Source organism: Bradyrhizobium sp. USDA 4516, from assembly GCF_054055915.1.
Genome location: NZ_JBSRXT010000001.1, coordinates 8,677,197 through 8,695,865 on the forward strand (window position 1 = coordinate 8,677,197; position 18,669 = coordinate 8,695,865).

General features: G+C 64.8%; 21 protein-coding genes and 1 pseudogene. 11 read left to right on the top strand and 11 right to left on the bottom strand.

The features are described 5' to 3' along the window. Positions 1-153: 153 nt before the first annotated feature. Positions 154-879, bottom strand: coding sequence for a TetR/AcrR family transcriptional regulator (locus tag ACVI1L_RS40345; protein WP_092085004.1), 726 nt, complete (start codon positions 877-879; stop codon positions 154-156). A 112-nt stretch (positions 880-991) separates the two neighbouring features. Here ACVI1L_RS40345 and ACVI1L_RS40350 point away from each other — a divergent pair, with 112 nt between their 5' ends. The 5 genes from ACVI1L_RS40350 (at position 992) to ACVI1L_RS40370 (ending at position 5,200) form a co-directional block, all read left to right on the top strand. After that, positions 992-2,395 (top strand): carotenoid oxygenase family protein, encoded by a 1,404-nt coding sequence (locus ACVI1L_RS40350; protein WP_456785351.1) that lies wholly within the window; start codon positions 992-994, stop codon positions 2,393-2,395. A gap of 243 nt (positions 2,396-2,638) precedes the next feature. Then, the gene (locus tag ACVI1L_RS40355; RefSeq protein ID WP_456785669.1) at positions 2,639-3,214 is read left to right on the top strand and encodes a hypothetical protein; all 576 of its coding nucleotides are present in this window, start codon (positions 2,639-2,641) and stop codon (positions 3,212-3,214) included. A 46-nt stretch (positions 3,215-3,260) separates the two neighbouring features. Next, entirely contained in the window at positions 3,261-3,815 is a 555-nt protein-coding gene (locus ACVI1L_RS40360) for an inner membrane-spanning protein YciB (RefSeq protein ID WP_456785352.1), read from the top strand. 118 nt (positions 3,816-3,933) lie between these two features. After that, entirely contained in the window at positions 3,934-4,230 is a 297-nt protein-coding gene (locus tag ACVI1L_RS40365; RefSeq protein ID WP_028337138.1) for a hypothetical protein, read from the top strand. 25 nt (positions 4,231-4,255) lie between these two features. Beyond that, positions 4,256-5,200, top strand: a complete 945-nt coding sequence (locus ACVI1L_RS40370) for a hypothetical protein (protein WP_057018344.1) — start codon at positions 4,256-4,258, stop codon at positions 5,198-5,200. Here ACVI1L_RS40370 and ACVI1L_RS40375 read toward each other — a convergent pair. Together ACVI1L_RS40375 and ACVI1L_RS40380 are read right to left on the bottom strand one after the other, a co-directional pair. Further along, on the bottom strand, positions 5,197-5,868 hold the full coding sequence (locus ACVI1L_RS40375) for a DUF429 domain-containing protein (protein WP_456785353.1): 672 nt from the start codon (positions 5,866-5,868) through the stop codon (positions 5,197-5,199). The genes ACVI1L_RS40370 and ACVI1L_RS40375 overlap by 4 nt on opposite strands. After that, positions 5,865-7,520 (bottom strand): fumarate hydratase, encoded by a 1,656-nt coding sequence (locus tag ACVI1L_RS40380; RefSeq protein ID WP_038386003.1) that lies wholly within the window; start codon positions 7,518-7,520, stop codon positions 5,865-5,867. Before ACVI1L_RS40380 ends, ACVI1L_RS40375 begins: the two co-directional genes overlap by 4 nt. Positions 7,521-7,751: 231 nt before the next feature. On the opposite strand from ACVI1L_RS40380, the gene ACVI1L_RS40385 reads away from it, so the two are divergent. Together ACVI1L_RS40385 and ACVI1L_RS40390 are read left to right on the top strand one after the other, a co-directional pair. Then, positions 7,752-8,069, top strand: a complete 318-nt coding sequence (locus ACVI1L_RS40385) for a Kazal-type serine protease inhibitor family protein (protein WP_057018342.1) — start codon at positions 7,752-7,754, stop codon at positions 8,067-8,069. A gap of 109 nt (positions 8,070-8,178) precedes the next feature. Continuing rightward, complete coding sequence (locus ACVI1L_RS40390) at positions 8,179-8,634, top strand: hypothetical protein (protein ID WP_371852106.1); 456 nt, start codon at positions 8,179-8,181, stop codon at positions 8,632-8,634. Here ACVI1L_RS40390 and ACVI1L_RS40395 read toward each other — a convergent pair whose 3' ends face one another. Together ACVI1L_RS40395 and ACVI1L_RS40400 are read right to left on the bottom strand one after the other, a co-directional pair. Beyond that, the gene (locus ACVI1L_RS40395) at positions 8,635-9,075 is read right to left on the bottom strand and encodes an SRPBCC family protein (protein ID WP_057018341.1); all 441 of its coding nucleotides are present in this window, start codon (positions 9,073-9,075) and stop codon (positions 8,635-8,637) included. Further along, complete coding sequence (locus tag ACVI1L_RS40400; RefSeq protein ID WP_028339820.1) at positions 9,075-9,401, bottom strand: ArsR/SmtB family transcription factor; 327 nt, start codon at positions 9,399-9,401, stop codon at positions 9,075-9,077. The genes ACVI1L_RS40395 and ACVI1L_RS40400 overlap by 1 nt, the downstream gene beginning before the upstream one ends. A 146-nt stretch (positions 9,402-9,547) precedes the next feature. Here ACVI1L_RS40400 and ACVI1L_RS40405 point away from each other — a divergent pair, with 146 nt between their 5' ends. Next, the gene (locus tag ACVI1L_RS40405; protein WP_456785354.1) at positions 9,548-10,222 is read left to right on the top strand and encodes a methyltransferase family protein; all 675 of its coding nucleotides are present in this window, start codon (positions 9,548-9,550) and stop codon (positions 10,220-10,222) included. A gap of 9 nt (positions 10,223-10,231) precedes the next feature. Then, the gene (locus ACVI1L_RS40410; RefSeq protein WP_057018339.1) at positions 10,232-10,588 is read left to right on the top strand and encodes a GFA family protein; all 357 of its coding nucleotides are present in this window, start codon (positions 10,232-10,234) and stop codon (positions 10,586-10,588) included. Positions 10,589-10,689: 101 nt separating this feature from the next. Here ACVI1L_RS40410 and ACVI1L_RS40415 read toward each other — a convergent pair whose 3' ends face one another. After that, a complete protein-coding gene (locus ACVI1L_RS40415; protein ID WP_456785355.1) occupies positions 10,690-11,397 on the bottom strand; it encodes a glutathione S-transferase in 708 nt (235 codons plus the stop codon). Between the two features lie 153 nt (positions 11,398-11,550). Between ACVI1L_RS40415 and ACVI1L_RS40420 the strand changes: the two genes are divergently transcribed. Further along, entirely contained in the window at positions 11,551-11,958 is a 408-nt protein-coding gene (locus ACVI1L_RS40420) for a DUF3606 domain-containing protein (protein ID WP_229191792.1), read from the top strand. Positions 11,959-12,055: 97 nt separating this feature from the next. Here the strand turns inward: ACVI1L_RS40420 and ACVI1L_RS40425 are convergent, their stop codons facing one another. The 3 genes and pseudogenes from ACVI1L_RS40425 to cckA form a co-directional block, all read right to left on the bottom strand. After that, positions 12,056-12,733 (bottom strand): hypothetical protein, encoded by a 678-nt coding sequence (locus ACVI1L_RS40425; protein WP_018272461.1) that lies wholly within the window; start codon positions 12,731-12,733, stop codon positions 12,056-12,058. Positions 12,734-12,884: 151 nt separating this feature from the next. Beyond that, entirely contained in the window at positions 12,885-13,847 is a 963-nt protein-coding gene (locus tag ACVI1L_RS40430; RefSeq protein ID WP_057018337.1) for a Tim44 domain-containing protein, read from the bottom strand. 242 nt (positions 13,848-14,089) lie between these two features. Continuing rightward, positions 14,090-16,619 (bottom strand): annotated as a pseudogene (gene cckA, locus ACVI1L_RS40435) (cell cycle histidine kinase CckA). On the opposite strand from cckA, the gene ACVI1L_RS40440 reads away from it, so the two are divergent. Continuing rightward, positions 16,525-16,728 (top strand): hypothetical protein, encoded by a 204-nt coding sequence (locus ACVI1L_RS40440; RefSeq protein ID WP_456785692.1) that lies wholly within the window; start codon positions 16,525-16,527, stop codon positions 16,726-16,728. The pseudogene cckA and the gene ACVI1L_RS40440 sit on opposite strands and share 95 nt — an antisense overlap. Positions 16,729-16,803: 75 nt before the next feature. On the opposite strand, the gene flhB is transcribed toward ACVI1L_RS40440, so the two are convergent. Both flhB and fliR read right to left on the bottom strand, forming a co-directional pair. Continuing rightward, positions 16,804-17,877, bottom strand: a complete 1,074-nt coding sequence (flhB, locus tag ACVI1L_RS40445; RefSeq protein WP_456785356.1) for a flagellar biosynthesis protein FlhB — start codon at positions 17,875-17,877, stop codon at positions 16,804-16,806. 11 nt (positions 17,878-17,888) lie between these two features. Then, complete coding sequence (fliR, locus tag ACVI1L_RS40450; RefSeq protein WP_016844767.1) at positions 17,889-18,659, bottom strand: flagellar biosynthetic protein FliR; 771 nt, start codon at positions 18,657-18,659, stop codon at positions 17,889-17,891. Positions 18,660-18,669: the final 10 nt, after the last annotated feature.

The following is an 18,669-nucleotide window of genomic DNA, read 5'->3' on the forward strand; positions in this document are numbered from 1 at the left end:
TTTCGCGGCAACCACTTTCACGAACTTCGCATTCATAAAGCACACTAGAATCATAAGTTTGCTAGTGTCCTTATCGAATCCGAAGTTCGCTCCGAAGGTGCGGCAAATGATGCGAACTTCGGATTCGGGACACTAGCCCAGGGGCAGCACTGGTTATTGCCGCGCCGAGCGGCCCGCGGACAATCGCAGCATCGCGGTCAATAGCGTTTCCGCGGATGTGCCCTCGGGCGACCGATCCAGAATCGTCTTGAGGCGTCCGTCGAGCAGCAGCATGGTGAAACCATGCACCAGCGACCAGGCCGACGCGATCGCGGCGGCCTGGTCCAGCGTAAGCTGCTCCTTGGAAATCTGCTCGTGCCGGCTAGCGCCGACGCCGCGGGTCAGCCCTGCGAACGAAGCCTCGGACGCCTCGTGCAGCGACGGGCGCGAGTGATCAAGCCGCTCGCTGCGGAACATCAGCCCGTACATGCCGGGATGCGCCTGGGCATAGGCAACATAAGCCTTGGCGCTCGCCACGCCCTTCTCGGGCGTCGTGGCCGCCGAAGCGTCCGCAGCCGCCATTGCCAGGCCGAATTGCCGGAAACCGATCGCCGCGAGTTCGCTGAGCAAACCGGTTAGATCGCCGAAATGATGGGTCGGGGCGGCGTGCGATACGCCGGCCTCGCGCGCCACCGCACGCAATGTCAGCCCCGCCAATCCATCACGCTCGAGCACGCGCTCGGCGGCCTTCAACAGTGCCTCATGCAGATCGCCGTGATGATACGGCGTGTCGTTGGCGCGGCGCCGTTGGACCGGACGAGCTGCCGTAGTCCGCGCAACCCGGCGGGTCGGAGCCTGTGCCGGGCGAGTCGCCTTGTTTTCTTTGGAGATTCTTGCCATGCGGCCTTATAGGTCGCAATTTTTACACTGTAAAGATTTTGCTTGACGATCGGCGGCGTCATCCTTACTGACATCTTTACGATGTAAAGATCATAATGCAGGGAGATGCGGAATGCTCGACCAGGTCATATCCAACGCGGCGCGCACCAATCTGGCGCCGATCCCATTCGAAGCCGACGCGCCGTTCCTGAAGATCTCGGGCGAATTGCCGCGCGAGCTGAACGGCACGCTCTATCGCAACGGCCCCAATCCGCAGTTCGAGGCGCCGGGTGCGCACTGGTTCGTCGGCGACGGCATGCTGCACGCCTTCCATCTCGAGAACGGCCGCGCCAGCTACCGCAACCGCTGGGTCCGTACGCCGAAATGGCAGGCCGAGCACGATGCCGGTCGCGCGCTGTTCGGCGGCTTCGGCCGCAAGATGCCGGATGCGCCGGCCACCACAACGACGGACGGCGGCGTCGCCAACACCAACATCATCTTCCATGGCGGCCGCCTGCTCGCGCTCGAGGAAGGCCATCTGCCGACCGAGATCGAACCCGGCACGCTCAATCGCCTCGGCTATTGCGACTACAAGGGCGCGATCTCCGGCCCCTTCACCGCCCATCCGAAGATCGATCCGGCGACCGGCGAAATGGTGTTCTTCGGCTACAACGCCGCGGGCCCGCTGACGCCGGCGCTGTCGTTCGGCGCGGTGAGCTCGTCAGGCGTGGTGACGCGGTTCGAACGCTTCGAGGCGCCCTATGCCAGCATGGTCCACGACTTCATCGTCACCGAGAATCATGTGCTGTTTCCGATCCTGCCGATCACCGGCAGCATGCAGCGCGCGATGCGCGGACAGGCGCCGTACGCCTGGGAGCCGGAGAAAGGCGCCTATGTCGGCGTGATGAAGCGCAGTGGCGCATCGAAGGACATCGTCTGGTTCCGCGCCGAGACCTGCTACGTTTTCCACGTGATGAACGCGTGGGAAGACGGCAACCGCATCATCGCCGACGTGATGCAGTTCGAGGAAGCGCCGCTGTTCAATCATCCCGACGGCTCGCCGACCGATCCGCAGAAGAACCGCGCGCGCTATTGCCGCTGGACCTTCGACCTCTCCGGCAACACCGACCGCTTCACGCAAACCTATCTCGACGACCTCACCGGCGAATTCCCCCGCGTCGACGATCGGCGCGCCGGATTTGCCAGCAATCACGGCTGGTACGCCTGCGCCAACCCGGATCTGCCGACGTTCGGTGCGCTGTCGGGCATCGTGCATGTCGACGGCCGTGGCAAGCGGCTCGGCCATTATCTGCTGCCCGCCGGCGATACGATCTCCGAGCCTGTCTTCGTCGAGCGCAGCGCTGACGCCGCAGAAGGCGACGGCTGGCTGCTCGCGGTGGTCTGGCGCGCCCGCGAAAACCGCAGCGACCTCGCCGTGTTCAACGCTCAAGATGTCGAAGCGGGCCCGACCGCGCTGGTCCATCTCGGCCACCGCGTGCCGGATGGATTCCACGGCAATTGGGTGGGGGCGGAGTAGCCAACGACCACTCCGGACGTCAGTGCGCCAGCCTTTCCACGCGTCATGCCCGGGCTTGTCCCGGGCATCCACGTCTTTGTCGCCGCTGACCGAAAACGAGCGGTCGCCACTTTATACCATTGGCAAATCTTGGATTTTTCTGCCACCTCACGATTTTGACACTGTAAAGATTTCGCTTGACGCCTCCGTTGCCCACCATTAGTGTATCTTTACACTGTAAAGATACAGCCGATGAGGCTCACCATGACGATCTTCCTGATCCTCGCTCCCTACGGCGCCTTCGCCATGCTGATGCTGGTGACCTCGGCCACGGTGAGCCTGCTCAGTGCCGCCCTGATCTGCCTCGCTGCCATCGCGTTCGATGTCGCGCGCGGCCGCAGCATCAAGATCCTCGGCGTCGGTTCGGTCGTCATCTTCGCCGCGATCGGCTTCTACCTCACCTTCGTCGATGCGACGCCGAGCAACACCGCGGTGAAGATCGCGGTCGATGCCGGCATCCTGCTGGTGTCGCTCGGCTCGATCATGATCGGCCGTCCCTTCACGCGGCAATATGCGCTGGAGCAGGTCGATGCCGAGACCGCGAAGCTGCCCGGCTTCCTCCATGCCAACTACCTGATCACCGGAGCCTGGACCGTCGCGATGCTGCTCATGCTGATCGGCAACGTTGCGGTGCTATACGTGCCGGCGCTGCCGCTGTGGACCGGCCTCTTGATCGCCTTCGCCGCACGCAATGCCGCGGTCGGCTTTACCCACTGGTATCCGCACTATCGCGCGGTCAAGGACGCGACGCCGCCGGCCGGCGCGCTGCCCTCACGCTAGACGCTGCCATCATCACAACCATTATCCCGAGGAAACGGAAACCACGATGAAGAGCGTATTTGCCAGGCTTGCGAGCGACTTCCTCTCCACCATCGTCTTCCTGGTGGTCTATTTCGCCACCGACAATGTCCTGATGGCCACCGGCGTTGCGATCGCGGGCGCGATCGCGCAAGTGGTCTATGCGCGTGTCAAGGGACAGGCGCTCGGCTACATGACCTGGGCGAGCCTTGGGCTGGTGATCGTGCTCGGCGGTGCGACGCTTTTCACCAACGATCCGCGCTTCGTGCTGGCGAAGCCCGCGATCGGCCACATCGCGATCGGCGCGATCATGCTCAAGCGCGGCTGGATGCTGCGCTATCTGCCGCCGATCGTGACCGAGACAATTCCGGAATACGCCACCCTCGCCGGCTACGCCTGGGCCGGGCTGATGTTCATTCTCGCCGCCGGCACCATTGCGATCGCGGCGACCGGCGACATGAAGCTGTGGGCGTTCTACGTGTCGGTGGTGCTGGTCGGCGCCAAGATCGCCGCCTTCGCGATCCAGTATGTCACCTTCCGCGTCCTGGTCGGAAGCCGGCTGCGCGCCGCCGCCCGCGCCTGATCGCCGCAGCCGCTAACTAGGCGCGCGCGGCAAGATGGGCTATACCCGCGCACGCGTTTTCTTCGCGCGAACGGTAGCCATCTCGCTTGAAAGCGCCTTACCTGGAGGGGAGACATCAATGGCGGTGGACGGAAACTGGAATCTCACGATGACGACGCCGATGGGCGAGCGCAAGGCGACGCTGTCGCTGGCAAGCTCCGGCGGCACGCTCACCGGCACGCAGGGCGCCGAGGGCAATTCCACCGAAATCTTCGACGGCACCGTGAACGGCGACGACGTCGCCTGGAAGGTTTCCATCACCAATCCGATGCCGCTGACGCTCGAATTCACCGGCAAGGTCTCCGGCGACGGCATCTCCGGCGAGATGGGCATCGGCCCAATGGGCAGCTTCCCTTTCACCGGCACGCGGGCATAACCCCGGCACACGCACACGCACACGCATGCGCATCCTGGCATCCGTTGCCATCATGGCGTTATCAGCCACGACGGCTTCCGCACAGCAGGCAAGCGAAGCCGAACCGGCGTGGCGCGCGAGCGCGGTCGCGCTGGTGCCGACCGGATATGTTGCGGGCACCTCTTCCACCACGGATACCGCCGGTACCACCGGCTACCTCGCGGTCTATGCCGCGAGCGCGGACGACCCGAAGACGCCGGCAAGCGTCTTCGCGCCGCGTCAGATGATGGTCGTGACGCTAAGCAAGGATGGTACGCGCGCGCTGTCGGCCGAATTGAAGCCGCGCGGTCCGAGCGACATCGCGACCGGAAATGCCGACGGGGCGGACAATGACTTTGCCGCGCGCCAGGCCGAGCTTGACGCGAACCGAAACGCACTGCCCGCTGGCACCGAGCCATGCGACCTCGGCGCCTGGTCGGAGGACAAGGACCTCGCAGGCCTCAACGTGCGCGCCGAGCCGTCGGTGAAGGCACGCGTGCTCGGCAAGCTGCCGCCACCCTACCATCTCAAGATGGGCGGGGCCGAGAACACGCCGGAGGGCGGCTGGCTCACCGAGTTTCGTATCATCGGCTTCAAGGACGGCTGGTTTCTGATCGAAGGCGCGATGCCGCCGGGCAAGGCCTATGAAGATGACAAGCGCTATCCGCGCAACGCGCCAAAGCCTTATGCCGGGCGCGGATGGGTTGCCGCCAACAAGGTCGGCGCGAGCTACGCCAACGGCTACACCCGCATGGGCGGGCTGTTCCAGGCCCCCTTCGTCGACGCCAAGTGGACGCCGGCGCTGCGCAAGCTTGGCGGTGAGTTCGATACCGACGATGGTCCGAAACGCATCCTCGCCTGCAGCGGGCACTGGGCGCTGGTGGAGAGCCATGACGGCGTGCGCGGCTGGTGGCGCAGCCTGTGCTCCAACCAGGTGACGAACTGCAGCTAGAACCAGATCTGCATCGGCAGATCGTACGCGTCTCGCGGCGGCGCTTCGGGAACGCTTCCGCATGGTTCGCGCGCAGCCAGCGCCACTGCACACGCATCCAGCACATCGTCGCGCTTCGCGCCGGTGCCGATCCGCATCCGGGTGAGCCAGCGATCGATCTCGCGGAAGCCTGATCGCTTCAGCAGCCTGCGTCGGAGCGCATCGCCCTCCTCCGACTTCTTGCGCGGCAACGGCTCGCCGCCGTTCAGCTGCAAGAACACCAGTTCGGGATGCACCTCGCGGATATCGCGCGTGGCGTTCGCGCGCACGAACGCGTCGACCTCCATGATCTTCTTGCCGAGATGCCAGAGCTGGCGCGACACACGGGTCTGGCCGCGGCGCAGTGCTTCCGCATTCGCGAGATCGGGATCATCAAATTGCTGCCACGGCCAGCGCCGCGCGCCGGTAAATACGCGCGAGCTGTGCGGGCGCAATCTCACGCGCGCGATAAGGTCGCAATCGCGCTCGCCGTCATCGGTCAGACCGATCGGGATATCGATCCCGGCGCGATCGAACGAACGCGAAAGCGCGTCCGCAATGTCGCGGTGAAAGGAAATCGTACGCCGGTCGCCGTCGATGGTGACGGCGACCCAGCCTTTGGAAAACCCGTCGAGGCCGACCGCAATCAACCCAGGTTCAGTTCCTTGAAGAAGTCGTTGCCCTTGTCGTCGATGATGATGAAGGCCGGGAAGTCGACCACTTCGATGCGCCAGATCGCTTCCATGCCGAGCTCGGGATACTCGACCACCTCGACCTTCTTGATGCAGTGCTCGGCGAGGTTCGCCGCGGCGCCGCCGATCGAGCCGAGGTAGAAGCCGCCGTGCTTCTTGCAAGCCTCGCGCACCGCGACTGCGCGGTTACCTTTGGCGACCATCACCATCGAGCCGCCGGCCGCCTGGAACTGGTCGACGAAGGAATCCATGCGTCCCGCCGTGGTCGGGCCGAACGCGCCGGAGGCGTAGCCGTCGGGCGTCTTGGCGGGACCGGCGTAATAGACCGGATGGTTCTTGAAATAATCCGGCAACGGCTCGCCCTTCTCCAGCCGCTCGCGCAGCTTGGCGTGCGCCGAGTCGCGCGCCACGATCATGGTGCCGGTCATCGAGACGCGGGTCTTGATCGGATATTGCGACAGCGTCGCCAGGATCTCCTTCATCGGCTTGTTGAGGTCGATCTTGACGACCTCACCGCCGAGCGACTGCTCCACCGCAGGCAGATACTGCGCCGGGTTGTGCTCGAGCTCCTCGAGATAGACGCCGTCCCTGGTGATCTTGCCGAGCACCTGGCGGTCCGCCGAACAGGAGACGCCGAGCCCAATCGGCAGCGAGGCGCCGTGGCGCGGCATGCGGATCACGCGCACGTCATGGCAGAAATACTTGCCGCCGAACTGCGCGCCGACGCCGAGCGACTGCGTCATCTTGAGGATTTCCTGCTCCATCTCGAGATCGCGGAACGCATTGCCGTCGGCCGAGCCGTGGGTCGGCAGCGCGTCGAGATAGCGGGCCGAGGCAAGCTTCACGGTCTTCATGCAGAGCTCGGCCGAGGTGCCGCCGATCACGATCGCAAGGTGGTACGGGGGACACGCCGCGGTGCCGAGCGTCAGCACCTTCTCCTTCAGGAAGGCCAGCAGCCGGTCCTTGGTCAGCACCGAGGGCGTCGCCTGGAACAGGAAGCTCTTGTTGGCGCTTCCGCCGCCCTTGGCCATGAACATGAACTTGTAGGCATCGTCGCCCTCGGCGTAAATCTCGCACTGCGCCGGCATGTTGTTGGCGGTGTTCTTCTCCTCATACATCGACAAGGGAGCGACCTGCGAGTAGCGCAGATTGCGGCGCAGATAGGCATCGCGCGCGCCTTCGGACAGCGCGGCCTCGTCGTCGCCGTCGGTGATGACGTTGCATCCCTTCTTGCCCATGATGATCGCGGTGCCGGTGTCCTGGCACATCGGCAGCACGCCGCCGGCCGCGATGTTGGCATTCTTCAGGAAGTCGAAGGCGACGAACTTGTCGTTGTCGCTGGCTTCCTTGTCCTCGAGGATCGAGCGCAGCTGCTTCAGGTGGCCCGGCCGCAGATAGTGGTTGATGTCGCCGAAGGCGGCCTCGGAAAGCGCCCGCAGCGCCTCCCGCGACACCACAAGCATGTCCTTGCCCAACACCTTCTCGACCCGGACGCCCTCGCTCGTGACCTTCTTGTAGGGCGTGGTGTCGGCACCAAGCGGGAACAGAGGCGTGTGCTTGTAGGGCGGAACGGGCTTCTGCTGGTCGGGAAAAGCTGAGGGGGCGTTCATGAGCTGCTCGTCGGTTTCGAAAGGCCGGTGCCGGCCGCGGGGCCGCCGGCAATGTAGAGCCGTTCTAAGCCTTTTTCCGACAAAGGAAAGGGAAGCGGGCCGCCTTCCAGCCATGCGCGGGACCGGCAATCCACGTGCTATGTTTCATGCCATCGTAATCCCAAGTTGCCACAACGCCGGCAAGCCGCGGAACGGCCAAGGAAACCATCAGGAAGCCATCAGGAGACCTTCATGAAGACAGCGCTTTTCGTCTGGTTCGCGGCGCTGGCCTTGTTGATCGCGATCCCGACCGGCGCCGATGCCGCCCGCCTCGGCAGGCCCTGCGGCGGCCTTGCCGGACTGCAATGCGGCAGTCGCGGCCAGTTCTGCCAGTTCAAGCCCGGGACCTGCGGCCGCTTCGACCAGACCGGCACCTGCGCGTTCCGCCCGACGATCTGCAACAAGATCTTCAAGCCCGTATGCGGCTGCGACGGCAAGACCTATGGCAATGATTGCGAGCGCCGGGCCGCCGGGGCTTCCAAAGCGCAGGACGGCAGGTGCGCGTCCTGACGTGGCCATATTGACGCGCTCCGCGGGAGCCTGCATGTAGCTTCGCGTACTTTCATACCGCGGGGGGTATTTCGTGACAGCATCGTTGCGCCGACGCTTGCCTTTGAGCATCCGCTCCACTCTGCCGGCCGCGCTGATCGCGCTGGCGACGGTTTTCGTCGCAGCGACCGCGCATGCCGATCCCTGCGTTGATATCGCCAAGCAGCTCGCCGGCCAGATCGACGGACTGAAGGTCAATTTCAGCGCCGCCAACATCACCTACCTCACGCATCCGGCGGCAAAGGAATTGTCGCTCGGCTGCCGCGGCAAGGATTATTCGATCGAGCTCTACGCCAAGACCGATCGCAAGATGAAGCCGGAGTTCTTCAACCTGGTCGGCTCCGCCACCGCGCTGATCTTCACCGTGCCGAAGGACGACGCCGTCACCGGCACCTCGCGCTGCCTGAAGCGCATGGGCATCTTGCGCGGCAACACCATCACGATGCGCTATCGCCGCCTCAACCTCGAATGCACCCGCAACAAGACCGACGCCTCGATCACGGTTCGCCGCGGCAACAACGAGTGATCAGCCTTCGCTGGTGATGCGCGCGATGGCGTCGAGCACCCGGCCCCATCCCGGGCTCATCATGTCGAAGGCGAAGCGGTTGCCCGGCAGCACGAAGCCGTCATGCACCATCCGCAGATGGGTGCCGCCCTCGACCGGCGTCAGCGTCCAGGTGACGATCGTGTCGAGCTTCGAGCCGTATTCCGGATTGGTATCAGCACCGCCCTTCCAGGAGTAGCGCAACAGGCGCGGCGGATCGCAATCCAGCACCTCGCAATGCACGACACCGTCCCAGTCGCCCATCGGCTTGGTGTGGAAATTGAAGCGATGGCCAACGGCCGGCACGAAATCGTTCGGCATCAGCCATTTCGCGATCCGATCGCTCGTCGTCAGCGTTCGCCAGATCTTCTCGGCCGCGTAGGGCAGCACCTTCTCGACCGTGATCGCGTGCGTCTCACCCATCACTCACTCTCCTTCAACAGCCGTTCCAGATTTGCGAAGCGCTCGGCCCAGAACGTCTCGTAGTGGCCGAGCCAGTCGATCAGCGGACCGAGCCCCTTCGGCGCGATGCGATAATGGATATGCCGGCCCTCGCGCCGCTCGGCGACCAGCCCGGCATCGCGCAGCGCGCGCAGATGTTGCGACACCGCCGGCTGCGACACCTTTGAACCCTGCACCAGGCCGGTCGCGGCGATCTCGCCTTCCCGCGCAATCCGCTCGAACACTGCCCGCCGCGTCGGGTCCGCGAGGGTCTTCAACACATCGGTCAGCTGCGTGGCGGCGGGCATGAAAATATATAAGCAATTGCTTATATGATTGTCAATACAGTCGCGACGCTGGAACGTCTCGCCTGCTCCGAAAGTTGATCGCTGCGGTCGCATGTTTGCCGGGAAAAGGGTGCGATAATAACGACTGGAATCGCGCGGAGCCGCTCATGATCGCAAAGCTCCTTCTGCAGAATACCTTCTTCGTCATCACCGTGGCCGTGCTGCTGTTTGCCTTCGCAGGTACGCTGCACTGGCCCGGCGCGTGGGTCTATCTGATCGCCTCGGCCGTGATCGGCCCGGCCTGCGGGCTCTGGCTCGCCAAGGTCGATCCCGGGCTGCTGGCCGAGCGCATGCGCCTCACCGCGCGTGAAGGCCAGCCCACCGAGGACAAGCGGTTCATGCTGGTGTTCCTGGTCGTTGCCGTGCTGTGGTTCGTCGCGATGGGGCTCGAGCGGCGCTTTGGCGGCGTCAATGACGGCGTGCCGCTGATCGTGCTCGGCCTGGTGCTGTATCTGGTCTCGACCGTGGCGATCCTGTGGGTGTTCCGCACCAACTCGTTCGCCGCGCCAGTCGTGAAGGTGCAGACCGAGCGCGACCATCACGTCATCTCGACCGGTCCCTACGCGCTGGTCCGCCATCCGATGTATACGAGCGTGATGCTGTTCTTCATCGGCGTGCCGCTGACGCTCGGCTCCTGGTGGGGCCTCGCCTTCGTGCCGGTGTTCTTCGTGATGTTTGCGATCCGCACCCGGATTGAGGAGCGCACGCTGGTGACGGGATTGTCAGGCTACGCCGATTATACGGCACGGGTGCGCTACCGCCTCGTGCCCGGGCTGTGGTGAGGGATCATCATGGCGGAGAAGACCTACACCGGCGGTTGCCATTGCGGACAGGTCCGCTTCGAATGCACCACCGATATGGCCATGGTGACGGCCTGCAACTGCTCGATCTGCACCAAGAAGGGCCTGCACTTCGTGTTCATGCCGCCGTCGAGCTTCCAGCTTCGCGCTGGCGCCGAGAACCTCAAGGAATATCTCTTCAACCGCCATGCGATCCGCCATCAACTTTGCGTCGATTGCGGCGTCGACGTGTTCGCGCGCGGCAAGAAGCCCGACGGCACCGACATCGTGGCGCTGAATGTCAGCTGCATCGATGGCATCGATCTGTCGAAGATCGCGATGACGCCGGTGGATGGGCGGAGCCGGTAGCCTTCCACGCCGTCATTCCGGGGCACGCGGAGCGTGAACCCGGAATCCAGAGATTGTGGCGCGAGATTCCGGGTTCGCTTCGCGCCCCGGAATGACGGCGATCACAAATCCAGCGCCTTGTAGCGCCGGAAAATGCCCTCTTCGTTGAAAGGAATCCGCCGCTCGCTGGCCAGATACGTCTGGATGTTCGGCCGCTCGGCGACGCGATCGCGCAGCGCGATCAGGCGCGGGATATTCTTCTCGAATGCCGCCATCCGCTTCGGAAACGCGTAGCGCAGGCCGTCCACGATCTGGAACAGCGACAGGTCGGCGTAGGTCAGCCGGCGGCCGGTGACGAACGCACCTCGGTTGGCCTGCACGAGATCCTCGAAATAGCCGAGATATTTCGGCACCCGCGAATCCCAGAACTCCTCGGAGCGTTTCTTCGCCGGAGCCTTCTGGTCCTCGTAATACAGCGATGGCCCGAGCGGATGATGGGTATCGTGGATCTCCACCACGAAGTCCGCGATCGTCAGCTGCAGCTGGTGCACCCAGAGCTTTCCGCCCTCCGCCTTCGGCGCCAGGCCGTGGCGCGCGCCGAGATAGAGCAGGATATTGGCGGTCTGCCCGATCGTGAGACTGCCGGCCTTGAGGAACGGCGGCGCGAAGGGCGGCGTGCCCCTGTGTGCTTCCATCATCTTCGTCATGGCACCCATGCCGCCCTTGGCGCGCGCGACATCTGTGTAGCCGGCGCCCGCATCCTCGAGCGCGAGGCGGACATACTCGCCGCGGCCCTGGATCATCGGCCAGTAGTAAAGCTGATAGTGCATGCACTTACCTCCGAAAACTTCGCCGCATCGGTTCGCTTCACCTCGATCGTAGCCACGCCGCGGTTAGATCGTCCATCGCGCATCGCTGCCTGTGCGAACCGCACAGAGGCTGCTAAGGTTCCAACGTCGAATCTTTCGATGAGGGATCATCTTATGGCGGACAGCAAGAAGAAGCGGGGCGCGGCAGATCGCGCTCTGATCGCGTTGAGCGAGTCCTACGAAGTTGCGTACTGGTCCAAGAAGTTCAAGGTCACGCCGGCGAAGCTGAAAGCTGCCGTCAAGAAGGTCGGGCATTCCGCCAAGAAGATGGAAGCCTATTTCAAGGAGCAGCGCCACAAGGCCGCCGACCGCGCGCGGATCGCGATCAGCGAGCCCTACGAGGTCCGCTACTGGTCGAAGAAGTTCAAGGTGACCCCTGCCCGGCTCAAGACCGCGGTCGCAGCCGTCGGACATTCCTCGAAGAAGGTCGAAGCCTATTTCGCGGCCAAGAAAAAAACCGCGAAGAAAAAGAAGGCTGCGAAGAAGACCGCAAAGAAGACCGTCAAGCGCAGGAAGAGCTGAGCGCGATCGCACTATCCCGTCATTGCGAGGCGCGAGGCGACGAAGCAATCCATCGCTCCGTGCGTACGGCAGGCAATGACGAAGCAGATGCGCTCTCTCAGTTCGCCGCGAAGCAGTACAGCAGGCCGTCGCCGCCGGTGCTCTTCAGGTCAGCCTGGGAGCAACCGCCGTCGGGACCGCGCGAGGGATGCGACGTGTTCCAGGATTTTGAGGGCTCGTCGTCGCGCAGGCCCTTGCGGTCGAAATGCCCGAGCATGGCGGCGCCTTGTGTGCTGCTTGTCCAGTTTTTGCAGGTGCGGTCCTCGCCGGCCGCAAATGCCGTACCGTCTGCTTGCGAGCCCGTCAGCACGTCGTGGCGGTTCGGCGTGTCGCCGGCACCGTTGACGACCTCGCCCTTCTCGGACAGCGCGGTCTGCTTAGTGAGATTGTTGCCGGCGCTGTGCAGGTCGGCGACGTCCTTGGCGACCACGACCCCCTTTACATTCTTCCAAGGTCCCTTGCCGATACGATCGCGCGCATTCTCCGCTGCCTTGCCGTCGGCCGCCTGGGTCGAGAGATAGGCGCGCCAGGTCTTCGGCGCGCCGAAGCCGGCGGCCTGCGCCAGCGTCTGGCAATGATTGTCGGCGCCGGCGAGCCCGCCGAGATTGCCGCCGTTGCCGATGCCGTTGCTGGTCAGGAAGAAGCTGGTGTCGGCGGTCTGCGCCGCCGCCGGCGGCGCCGCCACGACGACGAACGCAAGACAGGCCGGAACCGCGATCTGCGCAACGATCTTCATCTCAATCCTCCCGATGGTTGTTATGGTCCGCTGAGATCAACCCGCAGGCCCTCCGGATATTCCGGCGCCGCGACATGTGAATGAAGGCACAAAACAAAGGCGCCGCGGACGAGGCCGCGGCGCCTTGTATCTGTCATTCTCCGGCAACCGATCAGTTGGTCTGCTGGATCGCCGAAAGCTCCCAATTGCCGCCGCGCTGGCGTACGAAGGTCCAGACCTCAGTGACCTCCTCCGGCTGCGTGCTGCCGCCGACCTGACGGCCGGTGCCGCGCTCGAGCGTGGTGTCGACCAGCGAGTAGCGCATCGCGACCGTCGCATACTCGCTGTCGCCTTCGCGCCAGGCTTCCGCCAGATCGCCCTGCAGCAGCTTCACATTGGTCACCTTGTTGGTGACGTTGCGCGCCTTGTTCTCCTCGAGATCCTTCGAGAAGTACGACACCATCTCCGGCGTCGCGAGCGTGTGCAGCTTCGCGATGTCCTCGTTCGACCACGCGGTCTGGATGTCGCCGAGCAGCCGTTCGAACGTCTCATAGTCGCCAGGCGCGATCTCGACCGGCGCATTCGATCCGCCGCCAAGGCCGAAGCCGAAGCCCGAGCGGGCGTTCGCCTGCGGACCGGGGCCGACGTCGGGGCCACCGGCATAGGCGGCCGCCGGCGTGTTGCGGCGCTGCCACCACGACATCGCAAGGCGAACCACGAGCACGATCAGACCGATCTGCAGCAAGAGGCCGAGCATCGACGACAAGCCGCCGAGACCCGAGAACAACCCGCCGCCGAACAGCATGCCGAACAGGCCCGCGCCAAGGAAGCCCGCGGCCAGGCCGCCGAGCAGGCCGCGGCCCATTCCGCCGCGACCAAACAGGCCGCCGGAATTTGCCGCCGCCGGCGAGCCCATGTTCGGGCTACCAGGCTGGCTGAAGGTGCGGTTCATCGGCGCAACCGAGCCCGGCGCCGTGTTGGTCGAGGGCGGCGCGGAGAATGTCCGCGAGCCGCGCGAGCCGCCGCCGCCAACGCGGGCGTCGGCCGCCGAAACGGTCATCATCACGGGCAGCGCCAGTGCCATCGCGACGGCGATCGCCCGAACAATTCCACGCGTGCGTTGCGAGAAATTCATGTTGGTTTCCTCAAAGGATTCCCCGGCATGGGGAAACGCCCCTAAGATGGGCAGGGACGGTTAAAAGTGAAGCGGGAAACGGGAACCGCGGCTGCGGCCCTCGGTCGCGGAGATGTGACACTATGGTCCTTGTGGATGCGACGCCGCGTCCTACCGCGGGATGAGGCCCGGTTTCAACCGCAGTGACCGCGGAATTTCACCTCGCACTTGCGAGAAGTAAAGCCGGTTGCCGCGGCAACCGGCTAGTTCGCCGTCATGGTTTCCTTCACCGCGGCGACCAGCTGCGTCAACGTGAAGGGCTTCGGCAGGAACGCGAACTGCTGGTTCTCCGGCAGGCTCTTCTCGAAGGCGTCTTCGGCATAGCCTGAGACGAAGATGATCTTCAGCTCCGCGTTGCGGCTGCGCATTTCCTTCAGCAGCGTCGGGCCGTCCATCTCCGGCATCACGACGTCGGAGACGACGAGATCGACAGCGCCGTTCTTCTCCTCGAACGCTTCCAGCGCCTCGACGCCGTTCGCCGCCTCGATCACGCTGTAGCCGCGCGAACGCAGGCCGCGCGCATTGAGCGAGCGCAGGCCGTCCTCGTCCTCGACCAGCAGGATGGTGCCCTGCCCGGTCAGATCCGGCTTCGGCTTGGCGGCTTCCGTGGCGGCGGCGATTTCCTTGGCCGCACCGTTGCCGGCCTGGGCCTCCGGTGCGACCTCCTGCTCCTGGCGATGCCGCGGCAGGTAGATCCGGAACGTGGTGCCGCCGGCCGGCACGGAATCGACATAGACGAATCCGCCGGTCTGCTTGACGATGCCGTAGACCGTGGACAGGCCGAGGCCGGTGCCCTTGCCGACTTCCTTGGTCGAGAAGAACGGCTCGAAGATCTTGTCGATGATCTCGGCCGGAATGCCGGTGCCGGTGTCGGCGATCTCGATCTTCACATAGTCCGCCGCCGGCATGCCCTTGTTGGCGAGCTGGGCGGCCTCCTCGGTCGGTACATTGGCGGTGCGGATGATCAGCTTGCCGCCGTCGGGCATCGCGTCGCGCGCGTTGACCGCGAGATTGACCACCACCTGCTCGAACTGCGAGACGTCGACCTTCACCGGCCACAGGTCGCGGCCATGCACGAGGTCGAGCTTGACCTTCTCGCCGATCAGCCGGCGCAGCAGCATGGTGAGGTCGCTCAATGCATCGCCGAGATCGAGCACCTGCGGCCGCAGCGTCTGGCGGCGCGAGAATGCAAGCAGCTGCCGCACCAGCGTCGCGGCGCGGGTGGCGTTCTGCTTGATCTGCATGATGTCCTGGAACGACGGGTCGGTCGGCTTGTGCGCGTTCAGCAGGAAGTCGTTGGCCATCATGATGGCCGACAGCACGTTGTTGAAGTCGTGCGCGATGCCGCCGGCGAGCTGGCCGACCATCTCCATCTTCTGCGACTGGTTGATCTGGTTTTCCAGCGCGCGCCGCTCGGTGGTTTCGAGCATGTAGACGATCGCGGTCTCGGCGTCGCGCTCGTCCTTCTCGACGGTGGTGACGAAGAACTGGGCAAAGCGCTCCTTGGGCCCGTCGAGCATCACCTCGACCGGCGCGATGTCGCCCTGGCCCTCGGCCGCCTGGTTGATCGCGGCGATCAGCAGGCCGCGGTCGCGCGGATTGACGGCGCGGAAGATCGACTTGGCGGCGCCGCCGTCGCCGTTCAGGCCCTGCGCCAGCTTGGCATAGCGCGCATTGGCGCCGACCACATTGCCGCCGCGATCGACGGTCGCGATCGCCATCGGCGTATGGTCGAAGAAGCGCATGAAGCGCACCTCGGCGGCGCGCTCCGGATCGGAATGCTCGTCGCGGGCGCGGCTAATCACCAGCGTGCGCGAGGCGCCCGCCGCGCCGTCGGAGCCGAAAGCGAGCTTGTGATAGAGCCGCACCGGCACGGTCTTGCCGCCGCGCATCCGCAGGTCGATGTCGAACACCTCGGTCTTGACCTCGCCCGGCACCGCCGCAATCGAGGTCAACAGCGCCGCGCCGTCGCCCGAGACGATGTCGGTCAGTTTCAGGCCGCCCGAGCCGATCTCGGCCAGATCGTAGTCCAGCCAGTTGGCCAGCGTGGCGTTGACATAGGCGATCTCGCCGGCCGGATTGACCGAGAAGAAGCCGCATGGCGCGTGATCGAGATATTCGATCGCGTGCCGCAGCTCCTGGAACACGTCTTCCTGGCGCTCGCGGTCGCGGGTGACGTCGGCGATCGACCAAACCGCATATTTCGCATCGCGCTTGCCCTCGCCGAGCGGGCGTACCCGCAGGCGCAGCCAGCGGCCCTGGCCGGCCTCGTGGCCGGCGAGGCGGACCTCCTCCTGCTGCCGCTTGCCCTCGCGCGCAGCCTTCAAAAGGCGGAACACGGCCTCGGAGACGTCGGGGTTGCCGATGAAGACGCGCTCGACCGGACGGACCTCCTGCGGCCCGGCCGCGCCGGTCAGCGTGAGATAGGCGGCGTTGGAATAGACCACGTGGCCGCGGGGAGTCGGTGACGACGAGCCCTTCCTGGGCCTGGTCGGCGATCCGCGCCATCACCGGATCATCGGTGGCGCGGTCGGAGAAGCGGATGATGCCGGCGGCAAGGGCGAACAGGTTGAACAGCCCGACGGTGGCGAGCAGCGCCAGCACGCCGAGAATATAGGGCTGCGCCTCGGTGCGGCCGATGGTCATCAGCCAGACCGCCACCGCGACGATGCCGGCGGCGATCAGGACCACCAGCAGGATGCTGCCGTTCCGCCGCGCTGGCCCGTGGGCCACGAAAGGCTCGGTCACGGAAGGATCGTTGCTATCGGCGGTCATCTGGAGAGACATGGCTCGTCTGCATCACGAAGGCGACCGGCCGGCCACCTCGCCCCTGAGTGCCTGAATCGGACCCGAAAACGCAAGTCCAACGGGCGGCAATTTCGCAAGTTACGCGCATTTCAAGCGGGTTTTCCGCCCCTTACTGCCGCAGGCCGGACAGGCCGCGCCTCAGCCGCATCACGTAGCCGATGATTTCGGCAACCGCGTGATAGTGCTCGACCGGTATCTCCCGGTCGAGCTCGACCGTCGCATAGAGCGCCCGGGCCAGCGCCACGTTCTCCACGATCGGAATGTCGTGCTCCTTGGCGATCTCCCGGATCTTGAAGGCAAGATTGTCGACGCCCTTGGCGACGCAGATCGGCGCCGACATGCTGCGGTCGTAGGCCAGCGCCACCGAATAGTGGGTCGGGTTGGTGATGATCACCGAGGCCTTCGGAACCTGGGCCATCATGCGCTTCTTGGCGCGCTGGACCCGCAATTGCTTGATCCTGCCCTTGACGTGCGGGTCGCCTTCCGACTGCTTGAACTCCTCCTTCATCTCCTGCAGCGACATCTTGTGACGCTCGTACCAGGTCCGGTACTGGAAGAAGTAATCGGCGATCGCGGCCGCAGCGAGGATGGCCACCACCGCCGCCAGCAGGTGCACCGTCATGCCGGTGATGGCGGGCAGCAGCTCGGCCGGATCGACCCGCAGGAAGGATTCCATCCGCATCCGGTCGGGCCACAGCACCGCGACCATCACGGCGCCGAGCGCAATCAGCTTGAACAGGCCCTTCAGGAAATTCGCCACCGCCTGCTTGCCGAACAGCCGCTTGAAGCCGGCCGCCGGCGAGATCTTGGAGAATTTCGGCTTCAGCTGCTCACCCGACCACACCAGCTGATGCTGCACCATGTTGCCCGCGATCGCGGCCAGCGCCAGCAACAGGAACGGCACGCCGATCGCGGCGACCACCGCGTAGCCGAGCGACTGTGTCAGCGCCAGCAGGCCGGCGCCGTCGGTGCGGATCATCCATGAATTGGCGATCAGGTTGCGCAGCGGCATCAAGATGCCGCTGCCGATCGAGCCCGAGAAGGTCGACAGCACCAAGGTGCCGCCGGCGATCACGAACCAGGTATTGACCTCCTGGCTCTTGGCAACGTCACCTTTCTCGAGGGCTTCATCGAGACGTTTTTGCGTAGGGTCTTCTGTTTTGTCTTCGGTATCGTCCGCCACTGCTTCTCCCCCTAATTCATCGGAGCGAGCTGGCGCATGACGCCGAGGAAATAGTCGAGATAGGTGTTCATCATCGCGGCGAGCACGACGCCGAAGATCAGGAACCCGACCATGATCGAGAGCGGCACGCCGACGAAATAGACCTGCATCTGCGGCATCAGCCGCGCCAGCACGCCAAGCCCGATGTTGAAGACCAGGCCGAACACCAGGAACGGCGCGGACAGCTGCAGGCCGATCTTGAAGGCGGCGGAGAAGGCCGAGGTCGCAAGCGCGGCGACATCGCCGGTCGGCATGATCTCGCCCGGCGAGAAGATGCGGTAGCTCTCGCTCAGCGCCGCAATGACGAGATAGTGGCTGTCGGTCGCAAACAGCAGCGTGAGGCCGAGGATGGTGAGGAAGTTGCCGATGATCTGGCCCTGCTGCCCCTGGGTCGGATCGACCGCGGTGACGAAGCCGAGGCCGAGCTGCTGCGCGATCACGGAGCCCGCGACGTTGAGCGCCGACAACGTCACCCGCGCGGTCGCGCCGAGCACGATGCCGATGATGAGCTCATGCACCATCAGGACGCCGAGCGAGGAGATCGACGTCAGGTCGACATGATAGGCGTTGCGATGCAGGGGAAGGATGATCAGCGTCAGCAACAGCGCGATCGACAGCTTGACCCGCGCCGGGATGTTGCTCTCGCCGAAACCGGGCAGCAGCATCACCATCGCGCCCACGCGCGCGAAGACCAGCACGAAGATCGCGGCCAGCGCCGGCAGCAGGGAGACATCGATGCGCATGACCGCGGCA